Source organism: Pseudomonas savastanoi, assembly GCF_020917325.1.
Lineage (GTDB): Bacteria > Pseudomonadota > Gammaproteobacteria > Pseudomonadales > Pseudomonadaceae > Aquipseudomonas > Aquipseudomonas amygdali.
This window is the reverse complement of sequence record NZ_CP076652.1, coordinates 2,612,761-2,631,840: the sequence shown is the minus strand read 5'-3', so window position 1 is coordinate 2,631,840 and position 19,080 is coordinate 2,612,761. Positions and strand designations below refer to the sequence as shown.

15 protein-coding genes are annotated in these 19,080 nt (G+C 58.7%); 3 read left to right on the top strand and 12 right to left on the bottom strand.

The genetic code is table 11. The features are described from left to right. Positions 1–234 precede the first annotated feature (234 nt). Both KP808_RS11435 and KP808_RS11430 read left to right on the top strand, forming a co-directional pair. Positions 235–3,231, top strand: a complete 2,997-nt coding sequence (locus tag KP808_RS11435; protein WP_230018484.1) for an ATP-binding protein — start codon at positions 235–237, stop codon at positions 3,229–3,231. Then, complete coding sequence (locus KP808_RS11430) at positions 3,228–3,605, top strand: response regulator (RefSeq protein ID WP_230018482.1); 378 nt, start codon at positions 3,228–3,230, stop codon at positions 3,603–3,605. The genes KP808_RS11435 and KP808_RS11430 overlap by 4 nt, the downstream gene beginning before the upstream one ends. On the opposite strand, the gene KP808_RS11425 is transcribed toward KP808_RS11430, so the two are convergent. Next, the gene (locus KP808_RS11425; RefSeq protein WP_004658161.1) at positions 3,596–4,369 is read right to left on the bottom strand and encodes a COG4705 family protein; all 774 of its coding nucleotides are present in this window, start codon (positions 4,367–4,369) and stop codon (positions 3,596–3,598) included. The genes KP808_RS11430 and KP808_RS11425 overlap by 10 nt on opposite strands. A 162-nt stretch (positions 4,370–4,531) precedes the next feature. Then, positions 4,532–7,852 (bottom strand): type III effector HrpK domain-containing protein, encoded by a 3,321-nt coding sequence (locus KP808_RS11420; RefSeq protein WP_230018480.1) that lies wholly within the window; start codon positions 7,850–7,852, stop codon positions 4,532–4,534. 667 nt (positions 7,853–8,519) lie between these two features. Between KP808_RS11420 and KP808_RS11415 the strand changes: the two genes are divergently transcribed. Further along, complete coding sequence (locus KP808_RS11415; RefSeq protein ID WP_230018478.1) at positions 8,520–11,348, top strand: ATP-binding protein; 2,829 nt, start codon at positions 8,520–8,522, stop codon at positions 11,346–11,348. Positions 11,349–11,364: 16 nt separating this feature from the next. On the opposite strand, the gene KP808_RS11410 is transcribed toward KP808_RS11415, so the two are convergent. The 10 genes from KP808_RS11410 to sctJ form a co-directional block, all read right to left on the bottom strand. Further along, entirely contained in the window at positions 11,365–12,411 is a 1,047-nt protein-coding gene (locus tag KP808_RS11410; protein WP_230018471.1) for an EscU/YscU/HrcU family type III secretion system export apparatus switch protein, read from the bottom strand. Next, complete coding sequence (gene sctT / locus KP808_RS11405; protein WP_004643252.1) at positions 12,408–13,226, bottom strand: type III secretion system export apparatus subunit SctT; 819 nt, start codon at positions 13,224–13,226, stop codon at positions 12,408–12,410. Before sctT ends, KP808_RS11410 begins: the two co-directional genes overlap by 4 nt. Before the next feature lie 6 nt (positions 13,227–13,232). Beyond that, a complete protein-coding gene (gene sctS / locus KP808_RS11400; protein WP_002553581.1) occupies positions 13,233–13,502 on the bottom strand; it encodes a type III secretion system export apparatus subunit SctS in 270 nt (89 codons plus the stop codon). A 4-nt stretch (positions 13,503–13,506) separates the two neighbouring features. After that, positions 13,507–14,163, bottom strand: coding sequence for a type III secretion system export apparatus subunit SctR (gene sctR / locus KP808_RS11395; RefSeq protein WP_004658168.1), 657 nt, complete (start codon positions 14,161–14,163; stop codon positions 13,507–13,509). Beyond that, positions 14,160–15,215 (bottom strand): type III secretion system cytoplasmic ring protein SctQ, encoded by a 1,056-nt coding sequence (gene sctQ, locus KP808_RS11390; protein WP_122258428.1) that lies wholly within the window; start codon positions 15,213–15,215, stop codon positions 14,160–14,162. Before sctQ ends, sctR begins: the two co-directional genes overlap by 4 nt. Then, positions 15,212–15,697, bottom strand: coding sequence for a hypothetical protein (locus KP808_RS11385; RefSeq protein ID WP_057401729.1), 486 nt, complete (start codon positions 15,695–15,697; stop codon positions 15,212–15,214). The genes sctQ and KP808_RS11385 overlap by 4 nt, the downstream gene beginning before the upstream one ends. A gap of 73 nt (positions 15,698–15,770) precedes the next feature. After that, a complete protein-coding gene (locus tag KP808_RS11380) occupies positions 15,771–17,099 on the bottom strand; it encodes a FliI/YscN family ATPase (RefSeq protein WP_122258429.1) in 1,329 nt (442 codons plus the stop codon). After that, the gene (locus KP808_RS11375; protein WP_122281368.1) at positions 17,096–17,689 is read right to left on the bottom strand and encodes a FliH/SctL family protein; all 594 of its coding nucleotides are present in this window, start codon (positions 17,687–17,689) and stop codon (positions 17,096–17,098) included. Before KP808_RS11375 ends, KP808_RS11380 begins: the two co-directional genes overlap by 4 nt. After that, positions 17,682–18,302, bottom strand: coding sequence for a type III secretion protein (locus tag KP808_RS11370; protein WP_122281369.1), 621 nt, complete (start codon positions 18,300–18,302; stop codon positions 17,682–17,684). The genes KP808_RS11375 and KP808_RS11370 overlap by 8 nt, the downstream gene beginning before the upstream one ends. Then, positions 18,299–19,078: a type III secretion system inner membrane ring lipoprotein SctJ gene (sctJ, locus tag KP808_RS11365; RefSeq protein ID WP_057412399.1), complete on the bottom strand. Its 780-nt coding sequence runs from the start codon at positions 19,076–19,078 to the stop codon at positions 18,299–18,301. The genes KP808_RS11370 and sctJ overlap by 4 nt, the downstream gene beginning before the upstream one ends. Positions 19,079–19,080: the final 2 nt, after the last annotated feature.

Genomic DNA, 19,080 nt, shown 5'->3' with positions numbered 1-19,080 from the left:
GCTTCCTACACTCTCTGGCTTGCATCAGCAGGGCTGCCTTATTCAGGTCTCCACGCCGCACCTTCGCGGCAACCTCGCATTTCTTGCGCTGTCCACCCGGGCCGCTGGCCGTTCAAAGTCTTGTTGCGGCTGACAAAAACCTGTCCGAATCGCTCTTTGTGCCTGACGACTGCATGTCGTACCAAGGCGGCGGCAGGCTGTTTCCGGTTGAAATACCCTATGGAGTTCACGCAAATGATCGAGCCCATTCTGGATGCAAGTCCTGATGCAGCGCTTGAAGCTGCGCTCGCCGAGTGTGCCAGTGAACCAATTCGGGTCCCCGGCGCAATTCAGCCCCATGGCGTATTACTCAGCGTTGCAGGCAACCCGCTGTGTATCGAGCAAGTCAGCGCCAACTGCGCAAACGAGCTTGGGCTGGACAGCGAAGCGTTGCTGGGCAGGCCTCTGTCAGTGCTGTTATCGCCCGAGCAGGCGACGATTATCGAAAACGCGTACCACCACCCTGCTATCCCACACATTGATCCGATACGACTGACGCTGGGAAGCGCTCACTACAGTGCTTCGCTGCACCGTACCGATGACGTGCTGATTATCGAACTGGAACCCTTCGTCGAAGCCGACCACGAACAGTCCAGAATCATTACCCGTGTGTTGCGCAACCTGCAGGCAGCGACCACGCTGGAAACGCTGTTCGATATCAGTGTTCACGAGATTCAGGCACTTACCGGTTATGACCGGGTGATGATTTACCGGTTCGAGCCCGAGGGGCATGGCAAAGTCGTTGCCCAGGCGTTGACCGGGCTACTACCCAGTTACAGTGGTTTGAACTTCCCAGGCTCGGATATTCCTGCCCAGGCGCGAGAGCTGTATCGTTTGAACTGGATTCGGGTGATTCCGGATGCAACCTACGTTCCGGCCCCCCTGATACCGACACTGCGACCGGCAACAGGTCAGCCACTCGATCTGGGCTTCTCGACGCTGCGTAGCGTGTCCCCTGTTCACTGCGAATACCTCAAGAACATGGGCGTGCGCTCATCGATGAGCATCTCGCTGCTGGACGGCGGCGAACTCTGGGGCCTCATTGCCTGCGGGCATCCTGAACCGCTGCTGGTGCCCAGAGAGCTGCGCGATGCCTGTGCAATGATCGGGCAACTGTTGTCGGTGAAAATTTCCGCAATTGTCGCAGCGGATATCCGGCGCGAACGGGAAGAGAAAGTTGCCCTGCTCGGGCAACTGGCAGATGCAATGAGTCGTGCCGACCATGACATCCTCGACGGGCTGGTGAGCCGACCCGAGCTGCTTCAGTCCTTGACGCTGGCAGACGGCGCCGCGGTTCTGATTGACGACCGGGTTCACCTGTTCGGCGTGTGCCCTGCCACCGAGCAGGTGCAAGCGCTGTACCTCTGGATTCGGGACACAGGCCTGGCACGCCAGCAGTCGGCGCAGCGCGCGACAGGCTTGCAGGGGCTGGGCGTTTTTCATACCAACGCCATGCACAAGGAGTATCCCGAAAGCGCCGCCTATAGAGACGTCGCGAGCGGCGTCATAGCCTTTACATTGCCCAAGCCGATTGATAACGCGGTCATGTGGTTTCGTGCCCAACTCACCTCGACAATGAACTGGAGCGGTAACCCGGCCCATCATGTGAGTACCAGCCCGGAGGGCTCCGCACCCCATCGCCTGCACCCAAGACAGTCTTTCGACGTATGGGAACAGCAGGTAACAGGCATCGCCAGCCCCTGGTCGCGGGGCGATCTTTATGGTGCCGAAGACATACGCCGCTCAGCGCTGGAGAACGACCTTGAGCGCCAGGTCCAGCGCGAAAAGGAGGCGGTGCGTTTGCGCGATGAACTGGTCGCGGTGGTGTCCCATGACCTGCGCAACCCGATGTCGATCATCATCATGCAGTGCGGCATGATGCAGCGATGGGCAGTCGGCGATACGCACGCTGAAAACCGCAACATCCGACGCGCACTGGGCACCATCGAGAAAGCGACAACCCGCATGAACAGTCTTCTTGAAGACTTGCTCGATACCGCACAGATAGAAGCGGGCCGTTATCAGCTTTCGCGCTTGCCGCTGGGTGTCACCAGCCTGCTTGAAGAGGCGTGCAGCCTTCTGGTCATGCTGACTACTGAAAAGAATATCGAGCTCAATTGCACCGCCGCGCAGGGCCTGGTCATCAATGCGGATCCGGAGCGAATCTTTCAGGTGCTTTCCAATCTGGTCAGTAACGCCATCAAGTTCACCCCCAAAGGTGGCCGAATCAACATCGATGCGGTCGCCAGTGAAAACGAAGTCCTGTTCAAGGTCAGTGATGACGGGATAGGTATTCCGGCGGAGCACTTGCCCTATATTTTCCAGCGTTACTGGTCTGTCAAGGAAGGCAACCCGCGAGGCAACGGCCTGGGTCTTTATATATGCCAGGGTATTATTACCGCCCACGGTGGGCGCTTGTGGGCCGAAAGCTCACTCGATTCGGGAAGTGTATTTTCCTTCACGCTGCCTATGCATCAGGGGCAGGATATCGTTGGCGAGGCGACGTTTTTAAAACAGAGCGGCACGACTCATCGACTGGCGCAATCGATCTCCAGCAAACTGGAGCGCCAGCAACTGGAAGATCGCCTGACCCGCGCGGGGCTGCTGAACGAACTGAACCATCGGGTCAAAAACACCCTGGCAACCGTTCAGGCCATCGCCTCTCTCACGGTCAACAGCTCTGCCTCACTGGAGTCCTTTCGCAAAAGCTTCGATGCACGTCTGTTTGCACTGAGCCAGGCGCATGATGCCCTGGCCCGGGCAGAGTGGATATCCACTGAACTGGTCGACCTGATCGAGCAGCTTCAAGCGGTAAACGCGGGGGCGCACAAGATCAGCTTCACAGGCGATCCGGTCACTCTGGAGCCGCGTTTTTCATTGACGCTCTCAATGGTTCTGCACGAACTGATGACTAACGCGGTGCAGCATGGTGCACTTTCATCAGCAGCAGGCCAGGTGACGGTGATCTCCACCCTGGACGCCGGGCACAATCCTCCCACGCTGAAGATCGAATGGAAGGAAACGGGCGGCGCGCCCGTTGCCGCAAGCACAGTGAAGGGCTTTGGCTTTCGCTTGATACGCCGCAGTATCGAGCGGGAACTCAAAGGCAAGGCCGACATTCGGTTCGCCGGCACAGGCATCATCTGGTCGATGCTGATCCCGTGGCCAGACAAACCGGAAAGCAGCTTATGAGTTCAGAATCAGACGACCAGACCTCGCTCCCCAAAGTGCTGCTGGTCGAGGACGAAACAATGCTCGCAATGCTCATGGAAATGATGCTTGAGGACCTGGGGTTCGCTACCGCTTACCACGCCAGTTCGCTTGGCGAAGGCATTGAATACGCGCGCAACGGCGACTACGACCTGGCCATTCTGGATATCAATATCATCGGCGGTAACTCATTCGCGATCGCAGCGGCCATTGCCCATCGCGGCATACCTTTCATGTTTTGCTCCGGGTATGGGCGACTGGGCATTCCCGAGGTATGGGTTGACCGGCGCTGCGTCGCCAAACCGTTCAGTGCAGAGCAGTTGAATGAGGCCTTGAGCGAACTGCTTCAGGCCTGACCAGGTCCGCTCTCAATCAGCCTGTTATCGGCTGGCGAAGGTTTACGCTCGCGGTAAGTCGCCACCACCACCAGCACCAGCAACACCGCGAGCAACACGGCGGACGACCCTACCGTGCCGAAATCAAGCCCGCCCTTCTCGTAGGGCTTGGTCAGCACATCGCCCAACGTCGCCCCGAATGGCCTCGTCAACACAAAGGCGATCCAGAAAAGCATGATCGAGGACAGTCTGGTGGTGAAATGCAGGACAACGACCAACGCTATCGCAGAACCGATCAGCACCGCACCTCCGGCAAAGCCGAGCCCCGAGTCGTCGGCCAGGTAATCGCCGAGCGCTGTGCCCAGCGTGTTGGAGATGAGAATCGCGAACCAGTAAAAAAGCTCACCTTTCAGCGTCGAGACTCTGTCTACCGACAACGATTTCTCGCTGACATACCACGCGCAAAAAATGGCCATCAGCAGGGTAATCAGAATTGCAGAACCCGTTGCGTAGCCAAGCCCGAGTGTCCGGTCCATGAAGTCCGACATCGTGGTGCCTGCGGTACTGGTGGAAAGAATGACCAACCAGTAAAGCATCGGGTGATAACGTTTTGCGGCGAGCTGTGTCACGAGCGTGGCTACAAACAGGCTTATCAGTATCAGAGAGCTGATCGCATACCCGACATCAAGCGTCATCGACAATAAGTCGCCCGCCGTTTCGCCAAGTGTGGTCGCGCAGATCTTCATGATCCAGAACGCCAGGGTTATCTGGGGCAGTTTGTTCATTGTGTCTACCTGGATGATCAATGGAGGCGTGTTTCGCAGAGCGCGAATGTCGCCATGATCAGGCTCCAGATGTTTGAAATGTGTGAGGCCGAAATGAAAAACTGATTGAAGCAGGCAGGGATTCGCATAAAAAACAGGCCGGGTTGCCCCAGCCTGTTCACATCACGAAGCGATCGTGGTTTCCTCTGGGCCCGGCCACTCGCTGTCCGGCACATCATAGATGTCGCCGTTCTCGACGCCGTCGATCTCGTACTGGGTCAGGTAGTCCCTGAGGTGATCGGAGAAGCGGTCAACGCGCGTTTCCTGCTTGCCCTCCTCGATCAGACCGGGAATCAGCAACGCCAGAGCGCCCACGCCGGCTGCGGCAATACCAAGGCTGCCAGCGAGCAGTGGCAAGGCACGGACCACGCTGCCCGTCAGTTGCAGAACGCCCGCAGCGCCTTCAGCTGCAGACGCCAGACCTGCCATAGCGCCGAGAGATCCGGCAGTGATGCTCATGCCACCGGCAACCAGCTCGCCTCTTCTGATCGACTTCACTCCATCAAAGATGCCGTAAGCACCCGCAGCCACACCGGCAAGTCCACCGAGCCCCTTCGCAGCGTTTTCCAGTTTCGACAGGTTAGTCGTGATGTCCTTGTAAACGTCCGGCTCCAGTACGTCCTTGATGTCCTTGAACATGGTCGTGACGTTCTTGATGCCGCCCTCGACCAGCAACGTTGCGCTTTGTACCGAACCGGTAGTGATGTCGACGATTTGCCGATCAGTCAGGGCCCCCGCGCCATTTGCGCCTTTGGCGATGGTGATACCGGCCATGAACAGGCCGCTGACACCATGCAGGACTCCGGCACCGGAAGCGGCCTTTATCGACGAGTTATCGCTGAACAGGCCCAGCTCGGAAATGGACTTGGTGCCCTGACGCAGCAAATCCCAATTGCCCCTGAAAACGCCAAGAATCTGGTCAGACGTAGCGGGTTTGCCATCGGCATTCATCAGCAGTTCGGGGTTGCTCTTGCTGATCTCGTCGATCAGTGCCTTGACCTTCTCCTCATCCAGCGCTTCACTGCCTTCCTTGCCGAACGCTTTTTTCAGGTCCTCGAAGCTGGCATCGTTGAAGACGTTCTCCTGAGCAATCGCGGTGTAGTTCTCTGTCAGCTTGTCGTCGTATTTACCCGTGAACTCTGGGTTCAGCGCGGCGTTGTACATCGCCACTTCCATGCTGAACTGGCTGGTCGCCACTTCAAAGCTTTCAGTTTTCAACAGCTCTTTGAGGCGCTCACCGGACACCAGCGATTTTTCATAGAAGGCCTCGAAATCCTTGTTATGCGAGGATTTCTGCACTGCTTCCTGAATTTCGCCCGGTTTGCTGAAACCCAGCGCGCCCTGAACGCTTTGCGCCGAGCTGTAGAACTGAGCAAGCGCTGTCTGCTGGTCGGTCTTGCCATCCTTGGTATTGGCGTCCCACAGCTTGTCCAGCGCAGCACCGGTCTTGATATCGTTGTCGTAAGTACTTTGCAGCGCGCGCTTGAGCCCGTCGCTGCCCTCCAGCACCTTGTTTGCCTCGCTGGTGGCATTCTCGTTATAGAACTTGACTACTGCGGCATCCTTTTCAAGCATCGCTACATGTTTGTTGACATCATCGAGGAGCTTCTGCGCATCGGGATGACTGCGTACATTGTTGGCGATCTGGACCTTGGATTTGTCGTCCTTCCACATCCCGGCACCGCTGCCCTGCACGATCAGACTCTGTGCAGCCTTGAGTTCCTGAAGTACGGCAGCCTTCTGCTCTGCGCTGTAATTTTGCGGGTTATCGAACACATCCTTGTTGAGCGGGTCGGTGTTGACCTTGTCCAGCAGATTGCCTTCGGCAACGGCTTCCAGCAATGTACCTACCGCCCCGACGTCCTTCGGCGAAGCCGTCTTGATGAAGGCCTGAATGTCACCGCGGCTGGCCTTGCCATCTGTGCCCTGCTCCAGGGGACTCTTCGCATTGTCGAGCAACGCAAAGGCACCGGGTTGCGACCAGAAGTCCAACGCCTCCTTGACCTCATCACTCAACTGAGGGTTTTTCTCTTTGTAGGCTGTCAGTGCTTCAGCGTTGAAATCCGAAGAGCCGGTCTTGCCTTTGATCGCGTCATAATTTTCGTCGATGATCGCCGCATATCTGGCGATCTGCTTTGAAGCCTCATCGGCGTCAGGGTTGGCCTTGAGAAAGTCCTTGTAACTACCGATCTCCTCGGTCTTTTTCAGCTCGGGCAGCGCGGCGAAGCCCAGCTTGCCAAAATCCTGCAACCGTCCGGCCTCGGTGCCATGCTTTGCCTCGGCGCCCTTGGTGAAGCCATCAATGCTGCTGTTGAACACCTGGCCACCTGACTGAGCCTCGCCCTTCTCGTTGTACAGGGTCACCCGGTCAAGCACCTGGGCCGCACGAAACGCGGCATTGGCATCTTTTTCGAAATCGCCGACCCGCTCCTTGAGCATGTCCTTGACGCCGCTCTGGTTGCCCAGATTCTTCAACAACGGATTAGCGTCGATGATCTCTTCGGCCGAACGCTTGTCATCCTTGGGCAACTCCCACAAAAAACCGAGTTTCTCGGCCTGTTCACGTGCTTCCTTGTTGTCACCCGCTGATGACACATTGGTCATCTCGCCCTTGAGGCTTGCAAACCCGTCCTTGCCAAAGTCCTGCAGGCGACCGGCTTCAGTACCGTTCTTCGCCTCGCCACTCTTGGTGAAACCGTTAATGCTACCGTTCGCTACATCGCTACCGACAATCCGCACGCCGTTGCCATCGAACTGTTCGATGTGAGCCAGCACCTGGGTCGCGCGATAGGCTGCGTCGGCATCGCGCTCGAAATCGCCGACCTGCTCCTTGAGCATGTCCTTGACGTCACTCTGGTTACCCAGATTTTTCAACAACGGGTCACTGTCGATTATGGCCTGCGCGTCGCGCTCGTCACCTTTCGGTCGCTCCCACTGAATGCCCAGTTTCTCGGCCTGCTCACGGATGGCAGGGTCGTCAGCCGGGGATCGCACCTCATGCAGTTTGCCTTTCAGACTGGAAAAACCGAACTTGCCGAAATCCTTCAAACGACCAGCTTCGCTGCCATGCTTCGCGTCGCTGCTGCTGGTATACCCGTCGATGCGATTATTGCCGATGTCGTTGCTGGCCAGACGGTTACCATTGGCGTCAAAGGTCTCAATGTGTTCAAGCAGTTGCACAGCCCGGAATGCGGCGCTCGCATCCTTGGTGTAATCGCCCACCTGAGCGATCAGGTTCTCTTTGGCTTCGCCACGGTCGCCTCGTCCGCCCAGACTTTTGAGCAACGGGTTGTCGTCAATGATTTCCTGTGCAGAGCGCTTGTCATCTGAAGGTAACTCCCACTGGATACCGGCATCCCTGGACTGCTGCACGGCCTGCTCCCAGGCCTTGGCGTCTACCGGGTCTTTTGGCTTTTCAGTGGTGATTTTGCTGACGGAGGTCATTGTCTTTATCCTTCCATTGGTCACCAGAAAAATCACAGCGACAACTGCTGCCCGCGCAAAAGAGCGAGCTGCGCCATGAGTCAGACTGGTGCGAGCTGGGCCTGACTAAAAGGCAGAGGCACGGGACCTGATCAAAGACCAGGCATCCGCTATCACACGCGATTAAATCGAACTTGCGTTAAGAAGGGATGACACAGACCGGAAAGTTACCTCGAACAGTTATCTCAGCGACCTCATTACGCAACGCGTTACGGGTAACAAGACGGTTTACTTCTGATGACACGCTGACAAGCCATACAGCTTGAAGGCAGGGTCAATACAGCACATTGCCGGTTTTTCGCATGAATATCTCAACCGTCCAGGGCCCGAAGTCGTCGAACTCACCGAGACGCTTTATGAGGGTTGTAGAAAATTATCGCTCAGTCGACAGACGGTACTCGGGTTGACCGGCAAATGATGTCCATTACTACGGGCGTGGTTTATGCATGGCTAACTAAACGGTCACATCAGCTAATTAAGATTCAGCGTCCCACCCGAACAGGCGCGTCAAGCTCACCGAGCTGACGTTACGGGATGTAAGCAGATCAAAAAAACCGTTTACAGATCAATACCTCATGCTCCTGCAAGGTGCGGTAGCACGGCTGTTACTTCTGATACAGGTCTAAGCATGGATTTTGAAACAGGCGGCCCGGGTACAACGGTCGATATCAGAACACGTGACGCTCTCCAGGGGCAGGAAGCTATCCGCTTCGGCTCTTTTGTGCTGCACCCGCAGCAGCAGCTGTTGTTCAGGCACTCGCAGCCGGTACCGCTGGGCAGTCGCGCCATGTCTCTGCTGGTGGCATTCGCAACACGCCCCGGCGAACTGCTGGAAAAGGCCGAATTGCTGGCACTGGCCTGGCCAAAGGCAGTGGTGGAAGAATGCAACCTGCGCGCGCAGATCGTGACGTTGCGCAGAGCGCTGGAAGAGCAGGACGATTTCACTTATATCGTCACCGTGCCAGGCAGGGGTTATCGATTCAGCGCACCGGTGAGCGTGCAACCAGCAACCGCTCCTGCACTACCTGCACCTGCAAAGGACACATTTGCTGCGGCACCGGCGATAAAGCGCCAGGTGCTTGGCCGTGACGCGCTGATCCGGCAGCTGCATGAACTGACGCTGGAGCGTCGCTTGCTGACCTTGACAGGTCCTGGCGGCGTGGGCAAGACCACCGTGGCGCTGGCGCTGGCTGATAGCCTGGCTGCACATGCCTCGTTGAGCACCGCGTTCGTCGACCTTACACCGGTCAGCTGCGCTCAGCCTGTCGTGGGCAGGATTGCCTTCGCCCTGGGTTTAAGCACTGAAAACGAACAGCCGCTGCGTGACATCCCGCCCTCACTGGCAAAGCGGCCGCAATTGCTGGTACTGGACAACTGCGAGCATGTACTTGATGAAACCGCCTCTGCCGTAGAAACATTATTGGCCAATGCCCCACTGTGCTGCGTAGTGGTCACCAGCCGTGAGCCCTTACGCGTACAAGGCGAATGGGTGCATGAACTCAGCCCCCTGCAAGTACCGGACGAAAACCAGACTATCAGCGCCGAGACTGCCATTGCCTACTCGGGTGTGGAACTGTTTGTCACACGTGCCCGAGAGCAGGACCCCGCATTTGTGTTGACTGACAGCGATACCGGAGCGGTCGCAGCCATCTGCCGCAAACTGGACGGCAATCCGTTGGCAATCGAGCTGGCCGCTGCACGCGTCAGGACATTCGGCATTGCCGATCTGGTCGGGCTGCTGGACGGGAGTTTTCGCTTGCAGATGACCGGACTGCGCACCGCGTTACCGCGTCAGCGTTCGCTAAGCGCCACGCTGGACTGGACCTACGGCATGCTCACCGGGCACGAGCAGGCACTCCTGCGTCAACTGTCCATTTTCAATGGCTCGTTCACGCTTGATGGCGTCATGGCAATCGTCAATATCGGCTTGCCGGATGTACGCATGACGCTACCGATGCTGGAAAGCCTGCTCGAAAAATCCCTGCTCGGAACCTTTGACCACAGCCAGGGCAAGCGCTTTCGACTGTTGGAAACCACGCGTCTGTATGCTCATGACAAGCTCGTTCAGCTCGATGATGTGCCGCGTTTGTGCCGCGCCCACGCCCAGTGGGCACTGCGCCTGCTCAACCAGGCCAGAATCGATCTCGATCAGCTGACACAAGACGTCTGGACCCAACGCTACGCCGCAGAGATCGACACCATTCGCGCAGCACTGACCTGGGCCTTTTCGGCCGCGGGTGATCGACAACTTGGTGTAGAACTGACCCTGAGCAGCTCACCCCTGTGGCTCAGGCTGTCGCTGGTGCGCGAGTACCAGGACTGGGTCAGCCTCGGTACACCGCGTCACGTCGAAGAAAAGGCGCAGATGGATCGTCGTCAGCGTATGCGCTTGTTGACCATGTCCGGCAGTATTTTGATGCTTACCTACGGCGCCGGGCAGAAAATGCGCGAGGTCTGGCAACAGGTCAGTGAGGATGCCGAAGTGCTCAACGACTCCGAGTATCGCCTGCGCGCTTTGTGGGGCCAATGGAACGACCACACCTGTAGCAACAGGCACCGCGAGGCTCAAGAGGTAGCCTTGCGATTCCTCGCGCTGGGCAAGGATTACAGAATCGCCGACTGCCAGTTGCTGGGCAGGCGAATGCGCGCCACCAGCGCGTTTTACATGGGCGATATGAAAACCGCCGGGCAGGCGATCGAAGAAGCTCTGGGCGCTTCAAGGTCTGCTTCGTCACATATCATCGACATGCATTTCGACCAGCGAATTGCCGCACAATCATTGCGTGCCCAGGTACAGTTGCTGGTTGGCAATACCGGCCAGGCGATGGTTGCCCTGGACACCAACGTGAAGCAGGCCATTGCCCTGAGTCACCCCGCAACGCTCTGGTATACCCTGGCCATCAGTGCGATACCCGCAACGCTGATTGCAGGCACGCTGCACAAGACACGTCACTTTCTGGATGTGCTTAAAAAAAGCAGCGAACGGCAACCGCTGCATATCTGGCGTCAGTTGACCAGTTGCTACGAGAGTATCCTGCTGATCCGTGAAGGCAACCCGGCAGCAGGCGTGCCATTGCTGGGAGAAGCCCTTCAACAGCTGCGCAACCATGTGGAAACGCCGCTGTGTTCGATGCTGCACACCGAGTACGTATCAGGTCTGGCCGCACTGCGGCTTGAACCCCTTGCGCTGGAAACGCTGGATGAAATTCACATCAACGCTGTTGAACACCATGATCGTTGGTATTTGCCGGAGATCATGAGAGTCAAGGCACAGCTGATGCTCAGTCAGCCACACACTCATGCGCTGGAAGAGGTACGCAAGATGCTGACCCAGGCGCTGGACATCGCTCGGCAGGACGGTACACATTTCTGGGCCTGGCGCATCAACGCAGACCTCAACCGCCTGAAAATCGCGCCCGGTACACCAGCCCCTCGCCATTGCCCGGCGGTACATTGAAATACGGCGTCAGGCGTCAGATCAGCCGCTGCGCCACCAGCGCATCGGCCACTGCCTGAAACGTATTTTCCGGCACCGGATCACCAGCTACGCTGCGCCGGGCGATCATTTCGGCGAGACTTGCGTCGGGCCAGCGGGCAATGCCCAGCGACAAGGCCTCTGCCAGCAAGGTGCTCGAATCCTGTGACGAGGCACGACAGACCACTATCGGCACCGGTGTCTCACCGCGCACATAGCGTACGCCCACCACCCAACCTCCGCTGTCGCCAATCATCAAGGAGGCGCGCCCCAACCCAAGCTTTGTGGCCAGTGCCTGCATTTCGCGACGCTGACGCTGGCGTTCGCGCTTGATCATGGGGTCGCCATCAATATCTTTGCGCTCGCGTTTCTGCTCGCTATGGCTCATTTTCATTTCACGGCCGAACAGCCAGCGTTGCATCAGCACGTCTACCGCGCCGACCAGCAGAAACGCTGCAAGCACGGTGAATACCAGTGGTTTGAGGACCAGATAGAACGTCGACTCGATACAGCCTTCGCCGCATCGCGATGACTCCATCAGGGCCTGAAGCGCCTGGCGGCCGACGACGTAGAATGCCAGTGCCAGTAACACAACCTTGACCAGTCCCTTCAAAAACTCGATCAGGTTGCGCACGGCGAAAATGCGCTTGAAACCCTCGGTCGGGTTGATACGTTTGATATCCGGCTGAATCGGCTCGATCGAAAACACCACGCCGCGCATGGTCACGATGTTGGTCAGGATCACCGCGCCGACAGTCACGGCTACCACTGGCACTGTAATGCCGATGACAATCTGCTCGGCGTGATCGAGCAGCCGTGGCCAGACCTCTGCAAACGGCTCGATATAGATCAGTGCGCTCAGATCTATCAGTGCCTCGACCTGCGCACGTGCCTTGGGCAGCAGCACCGAGATGCACAAGGTACACAGCAGGATGACCATGCCCGACACCAGGTCCTGGCTCTTGGCAACCTGCCCCTTCTTGCGAGCGTCGCGCAGCTTCTTGTCCGAGGCCGGCTGGCTTTTTTCCTCGCTCGACTCACTCATCCCGGGCCCTCGCTGGCCAGCGTTTTCAGAACCTCGACCGTTCCTCGAAATTGCGCCAGCTGGTCAATCATGACCGGAATCAGAAACCCGATATAAACCACCATCAACACCGCAAAAAACAGGTTCTTGACCGGCAATGAAAGGTCAAAAATATGCAGGCTGGGTGCCATGCGCGACAGGTACGCGAGCATTAGATCAGTGATCAGCATCGCAATCAGCAAGGGCGCGACCATCAGCACACCAATGCGCATCACCTGGTCGAGAATGGCCAGAATGGAGGTCAGGGCAGCGCTGCTGAACAACGGCGTGAACTCGGTGACTGGCCAGAGCTGATAGCTGTGGTAGTAACCATCGACCATCAGAATAAAGCCGCCCGACATGAAAAACAGTGTAATGAGCATGACGGTCAGCAGCGTGGCCATCACGCTCGCTTCCCCCTGCCCCAAAGGGTCGACCAGCTGCTCCATGGTCGAACCCCGTTGCAGGTCGATCAGTTCGCCAGCCACCTCGGCAGCCCAGAACGGTATGCCGAACAACAGGCCGATCAGCAGCCCGATCAGCAACTCCTTGATCATCAGCCCCGCGAGGAAAAAACCGCTGTGCTCGGGCATAGAAGTGAACGCCGAGAACACCGGCAAGATCATCGGCACCGAGATCGCCACTGCCACGCAGCCACGAATCATGCCGGTCAGGCCCAGACGATTGAATGCCGGGGTAATGATCACCACACCCATCGCCCGCGAAGCTGCCAGCGATGCGGAACTGATCACCGGATAAGCGATTTCGATGAACGCATTGGTCAGATCAGCGCCCATGACGACTCATCGGGTCCACAAGGGAAAGTTGTCCAGCACCTGATTGCCCAGCTCTGCCACCTGCCCGGCCAGCAACGGCCCGACAAACACGATCACCAGCAATACCGCTACCAGCTTGACCACTTGCGGCAGTGTCTGGTCCTGGATCTGGGTCAGTGCCTGTAACAGGCCCACACTGAGGCCGACGACAATGGCCACGATCAACGCCGGAGCGGAGAGCAGCAAGACAGTCATCAGCGCCTTGTTCATCAGCGAGAGAAAAACATCCTGGCCCACGGCGTCAGCCTCCGTAGCTCAGGATCAGACCGTGCATCAGTCTTGACCAGCCACTGAGCGCCACAAACAGAAAAATCTTCAACGGGATTGAAATCAAGGTGGGCGAGACCATCGACATGCCCATCGCCATGAGCACATTGGAGACCAACAGGTCGACGACCAGAAACGGGATATAGAGCAGAAAACCGATCTCGAAGGCACGGGTCAGTTCAGAACTGACGAACGCCGGAATCAGCACGACAAGATCGTCATCGCGCAGATCGGCTCGCGCCTCGGGCGACCATATGGTTTCGGTGGCCTGGACGAAAAAACCGCGTTCGCTTTCATTGGCGAACTTCGAAAGGTGCGCCTGTAATGGCGGGCGCAAGGCGCTGCCGAGTTCCTCCAGTTGCTGGACATTCTGCAGGCTCAGATCGCGGCCTTGCACCTCCCGGTACATGTCGCCGATCAGCGGCGTGGTCACGTACACCGACAGAATCAGCGCAATGCCGTAAAGCACCAGATTGGGCGGCGTCTGCTGCACGCCCAGCGCATTGCGGATCAGAAACAGCACCACGGATATCTTCATGAATCCCGTCAGCGTCACGACGGCCAGAGGAATCAAACCGATAGTAGCGACGACCAGAATGATTTCGATCAGGTTCGGCTGGTAACCGTTCATGAGGCAGTGAAACCCAGCAGTCGCACACCCAGACCGTCGCCGATACTCACCAACTCGCCACGGCCTATACGGCGGCCATTGACCATCAGGTCCACCTCATCGTGCCTCGAACCGGCCAGCGGCAACAGGCTGCCCGGCGCCATCTCGCGAAGTTGCGCCAGCGTCAGTTCAACGCTGCCCAGTTGGCAGACCAGCGTAAGCGGCAGCTCATCCAGCGAAGTATCCAGATCGGAACCGTCGGTCATTTCACTCATCGAATCGTTCCTGTTGAAAGTGTGGGAAACATAATGGGGACTGACGGTGCGCAGAGGACCCAGCCATTCGAGGGTTTCACCCTGGTGCCTGGCAACCGTCTGGTAGCGCTTGCCCAGCCGCAGCAGCACCTGCGTGTCGGCCAGGGTGTCGAGCATGACCACATCGCCCGGCACCAGACTGTGCAGCTCTGTGGTGGTTAATGGCGCCTGTCCGGCCTCGACACTCAACGTGAGCACCAATGCATCAAGCGGCTGCGGTCTTGTAACGGCGTTACGGTCGAGCAGCGCGATGACGTGCCGGGCGCTGTCAGCATTCAAATGTATTTCCAGCGTCTGTGCCTGCCCCTCATCAGGCCGCACTTCCAACGCGAGCCTGAGTGGATTTTCGAGCGGATGTGCAGGCCACGGGAGCACCTGAACAGGCTCGCCCGATAATGCTTCCAGAGGCTCGATCCAGCTCAGCCAGGCCTGCTCCAGTAACAAGGTGTCGGTCTGGGTATCGACTGACGCACCTGGCAGCCAGCCCAGCCCTGACAGCTCGAAAAGACGCGACGGAACGACAAGTTCGAGGTAGACCTGTCCGAACCTGATGGCCACCCTCACCGGTCGGCGACACTCGCCACCTGCGCTGGCCAAGCTCACGTGCATGGGGCGCTGCCCAAGAACGATCCGCCACGGTGCTGTCTGGCGATGCAACAGGTTATGCAAACTCAGCAGATCAGCATCGAACCGGGCAAGCCGGCTTCGGACTGAACCAATACCTGGAGGCGAAGGCATTGGCTGTACGCACACCGTCATCGCTCGTCTCCAGGTGGGGATCCTTTGACGGGCAGGTCTGCCTGATCGGCCTCATCGCGCTGCTCACTGGCCCGCGCATCGTTGCGCATGCGCTGTTCGACGAGGTTCTGCCAGGCTCGGGACTTTTTCAGCTGTTCAAGGTGCGCCTGCCTGAGCCGCTTGCGTGCCTGCTCTTCAGTCTCAAGGTTCAACACCGCATTATCGGCATCGGCCTGCAATGCCTTGCGTTCGTCATGCAGTTGCTTCAAGCGCTCCTGAACGACCTTCCACTCGCTGACCGACAGGCCCTCGCTGAGCTGGCCGACCGCCTGCTCGGCCTCCTGAGCCAGTTGTTCCCGGTGCAGGCGTAACTTTTCCCGAGCCTGATCCAGCTCGGTGTGGCTATCACGGCAGCGCTCCCGTTGAGCGCCAAGATGAGCGGCAGCGCGCTGCTCACGCAACAGACGCAAGGCTTGCAGGCTATACAGGTCGGCCTTCTTCATCGTTTTTTTCCATAGCAAAGACCAATCGGCGTCGAGTCGTAGAGTGAAGCAGGAGCCGAATCGAAAAACGGGCTCATGCCAGCACCTTGCGCAGGCGGGCCAGAGTTTGCGCAAGGCTGTCATGTTCGGAGGGCGGCTGACGCAGAAATGCCTCAATCAGCGAATGGCGGGCAATTGCCTCGTCGGCTATCGGGTCACTGCCAGCCGCGTACTCACCCACCTGAATCAACAGTTCGATTTCCTGACGACGGGCAATCAACTCACGCAGCCGTGATGCCAGTTGCCTGTGTTCGGCAGTCGCAATGTGGTCCATCAAGCGGCTGCGACTGCGTAAAACATCGATTGCCGGAAAGTGATCCCGCTGCGCCAGTTCGGCGCTCAGCACGATATGGCCATCAAGGATTGAGCGAGTCTCCTCGGCCACCGGGTCCATGGCCGCATCACCTTCGGTCAACACGGTATAAAGAGCCGTGATGCTGCCCTGCGGGCCAGGGCCGGCGCGCTCCAGCAGGCGCGGCAATGCCGAGAAAAAAGAAGGCGGATAACCGCGCCGGGTCGGCGGCTCCCCCACTGCCAGACCAATTTCGCGCTGGGCACGGGCAAAACGGGTCAGGCTGTCCATCAACAAGAGCACATTGCGCCCCTGATCACGGTGATACTCAGCCAGAGTGGTCGCTACGTAAGCCGCCCTGACCCGCTCGGCGGCAGGCCGGTCAGAGGTGGCAACCACCGCCACGGTACGTGCCCGGGCCGTGGCATCGAGTTGCCCTTCAAGCAGTTCGCGTACTTCACGGCCACGCTCGCCAATCAGCCCGATGACGATCACGTCGGCATCGCTATTGCGAACGATACTCGCCAACAAGGAAGACTTGCCCACCCCCGGCTCGCCAAAAATACCCATGCGTTGCCCCTGGCCAAGGGTCAGCAGGCTGTCGATAGCTCGTATGCCCAATGACAGTGGCTTGACGATTCGCTGGCGGCTGAAGGGCGCCGGAGGTTCTGCATGCAATGGATAATGCTGCATCCCGAGCGTGGCAGTCGGCGCAGGTCCGTCGAGAAACTCGCCCATAGGGCTGATCACACGACCCAGCAAGGCATCGCCAACCTGCACGCCGAGCGCCTGGCCTGTGGCGATGATCTGGGTGCGCGTCGAAAGGCCCTCCATCGAGCCGATAGGCGACAGGATCGCGTCATCTTCATCGAAGCCGATAACTTCCGCCGACAGCTCTCGGCCGTTACCCGGATCGCGCAGCACACATAACTCTCCAATGCCTACGCCGGCGACGCTGGCGCGCAGCAACACGCCACGAATACTGCGCAGCGTCCCACGCATGGGCCTGGGCTGGGCGAATTGCAAGCGCAAACCGAGGTTGGGCAGCAGCGTCGTCAGGGCCTCAGTCATCGCGAATCACCTTCTGCCAGCGGCAACAGCGCACGGCGCAGATTATCCAGCTGGGCCTCCAGCCCGAGCTCCACGGACCCCGCCGGGCCATCCAGCCGCGCCTGCCCTGCATCAAGCTGATCATCGCCTTCGATACTCAGCGAATGCAGGGGCAGCGGCGCGTGGGCCAGGTGCTGGCGCAGACCTTCGACTTCAGCGCCGGGCACATGCAGAGTCAACGCCTGATCCTGACGAAACGCTGCCAACGCGTGCGCAGTACAGCGCAACAGCCGCTCGCGCTCGTCAATCTCTCCCAGTACCTGTCGGGCGATACCCAGTGCCAGTTCAGCCAGCGAGGTTTCCAGCCCGGCAAGGTAGCGGTCGACATCGACGCTGGTCTGTGCCAGCAATGCAGCGGCCCGTTCGGCGCCCTCCTGTCTGGCATGCTCGAAGCCTTCGGCGCGAGCCTGTTCGAGCCATTGCGCGCTGTTTTCCCGCACGCAACGTGCCTCTTCATGTGCGGCTTCGATGAAGGCAAATCCGTCGATCCAGCGAGCGGCGTCCGCAGCACGCAACACCCGGGAGCCTGGTCGTGTTGGCAGATCACTCATGGCTGCTGATCTCCGTCAGGTGTCGAGCAACGGTTTGCACCACCGTCACCTGTTTTGCATCATCTTGTGCAGCGTGCACAGGTTCAGCCAGCCGCAGCCGCAACCAGGCCTGCAGTTGTGCAGGACAGGACTGCAGCCAGGCGGCCACACAGGCAGCGCCATCGCGATCGATGGCCTGGAGCAACTCGGCAGGTGCACGCAATAGATTGGCCGCACCGGCCAGATGCCGATGAGTGAGGGCCAGCGAGAATGTGTCGTTACCCAGCAGACGACGGTACTCGCTGACCACTTCGCCACGAATTTCCTGACTCAGCGTTGCCGCGTGCCAGACCGCACCACACAGGCGTGGCAAATGCGAAAAATCGCTTTCGCTCAGCAGCAGTACAGCCAGATCCTGTTCCGCAGGCAGGTCCAGCTGCGCCAGCGGCTGTAGCTTGAAATGTCCGGTCAGCAATTGTTCAAGGCGTGCGGTAAAGCGCGGTGAAGCGCGTAACGCTGCAAGTCGGGCCGCATCAACGTCACGTTCAAGGCATTCGGCCAGACAGCGCTCGCGGACAAAGACCAAGGGACGTTCGGCCAGTGCGTGCCACTGGCTGGTCAGCGCCGTGTTCATGACGCTTCACTCAACACGTATGAGCCCTCGCCCCGGCGTCGCTGCCAGAACTGTCGGCCCAGCAGTCCGGCAAGCACCAACGCAACCAGCAGCAGAGTGCCAAACAGCCAGCGTGCCGCTGGCAGGTCATCTTCAAGCATCCACAGGCCCAGAAAACTGCCCAACTGCGGCTGGGCACTGGCCTTGTCGGGAATGACTGCTTTGATCGCCGTGACTGAAACACCGTCGTAGCCCAGACCGGAGATACCGTTGGCAACCAGCGTCTTGATCTGCGGGATCAGCACATTGATGTCGGTTCGCGGGTCAAAACGGACCAGCACCGATGCCGAGGACGGCGAAATCACCCGTTTGAGTAAATCATTGTCAGGCAGCACGACATGCACCCGCGCGGACAGAATGCCATCGATCTGCGAAACGGTATGGGACAGCTCCTCGCTCAGCGCATACACCATCTGCGCGCGCTCCTGCACCGGCGAGGACACCAGGCCATTGCCTTTGAAAATCTCTCCCATATTGGAAAAGCTCTGCCCTGGCAGGCCTGCGTCGTCCAACGCCGCCATCGCCTGGGCAAAGCGCTTTTCGTCGACCATCACCTTGAGCTGACCGTTGTCCTGAACCTTGCGTGACGCCGGGATGCCATCACGCAACAGCACCGCCAGCATGGCGTTGGCCTCACGCTCGCCGAGGTTGGTGTAAAGATCGATATCGCAGGCCTGCAACAGGCTGGCAAGCGTTGCCACTATCAACAGGCGCAAAACACGGCGGCGTTTGGACATGG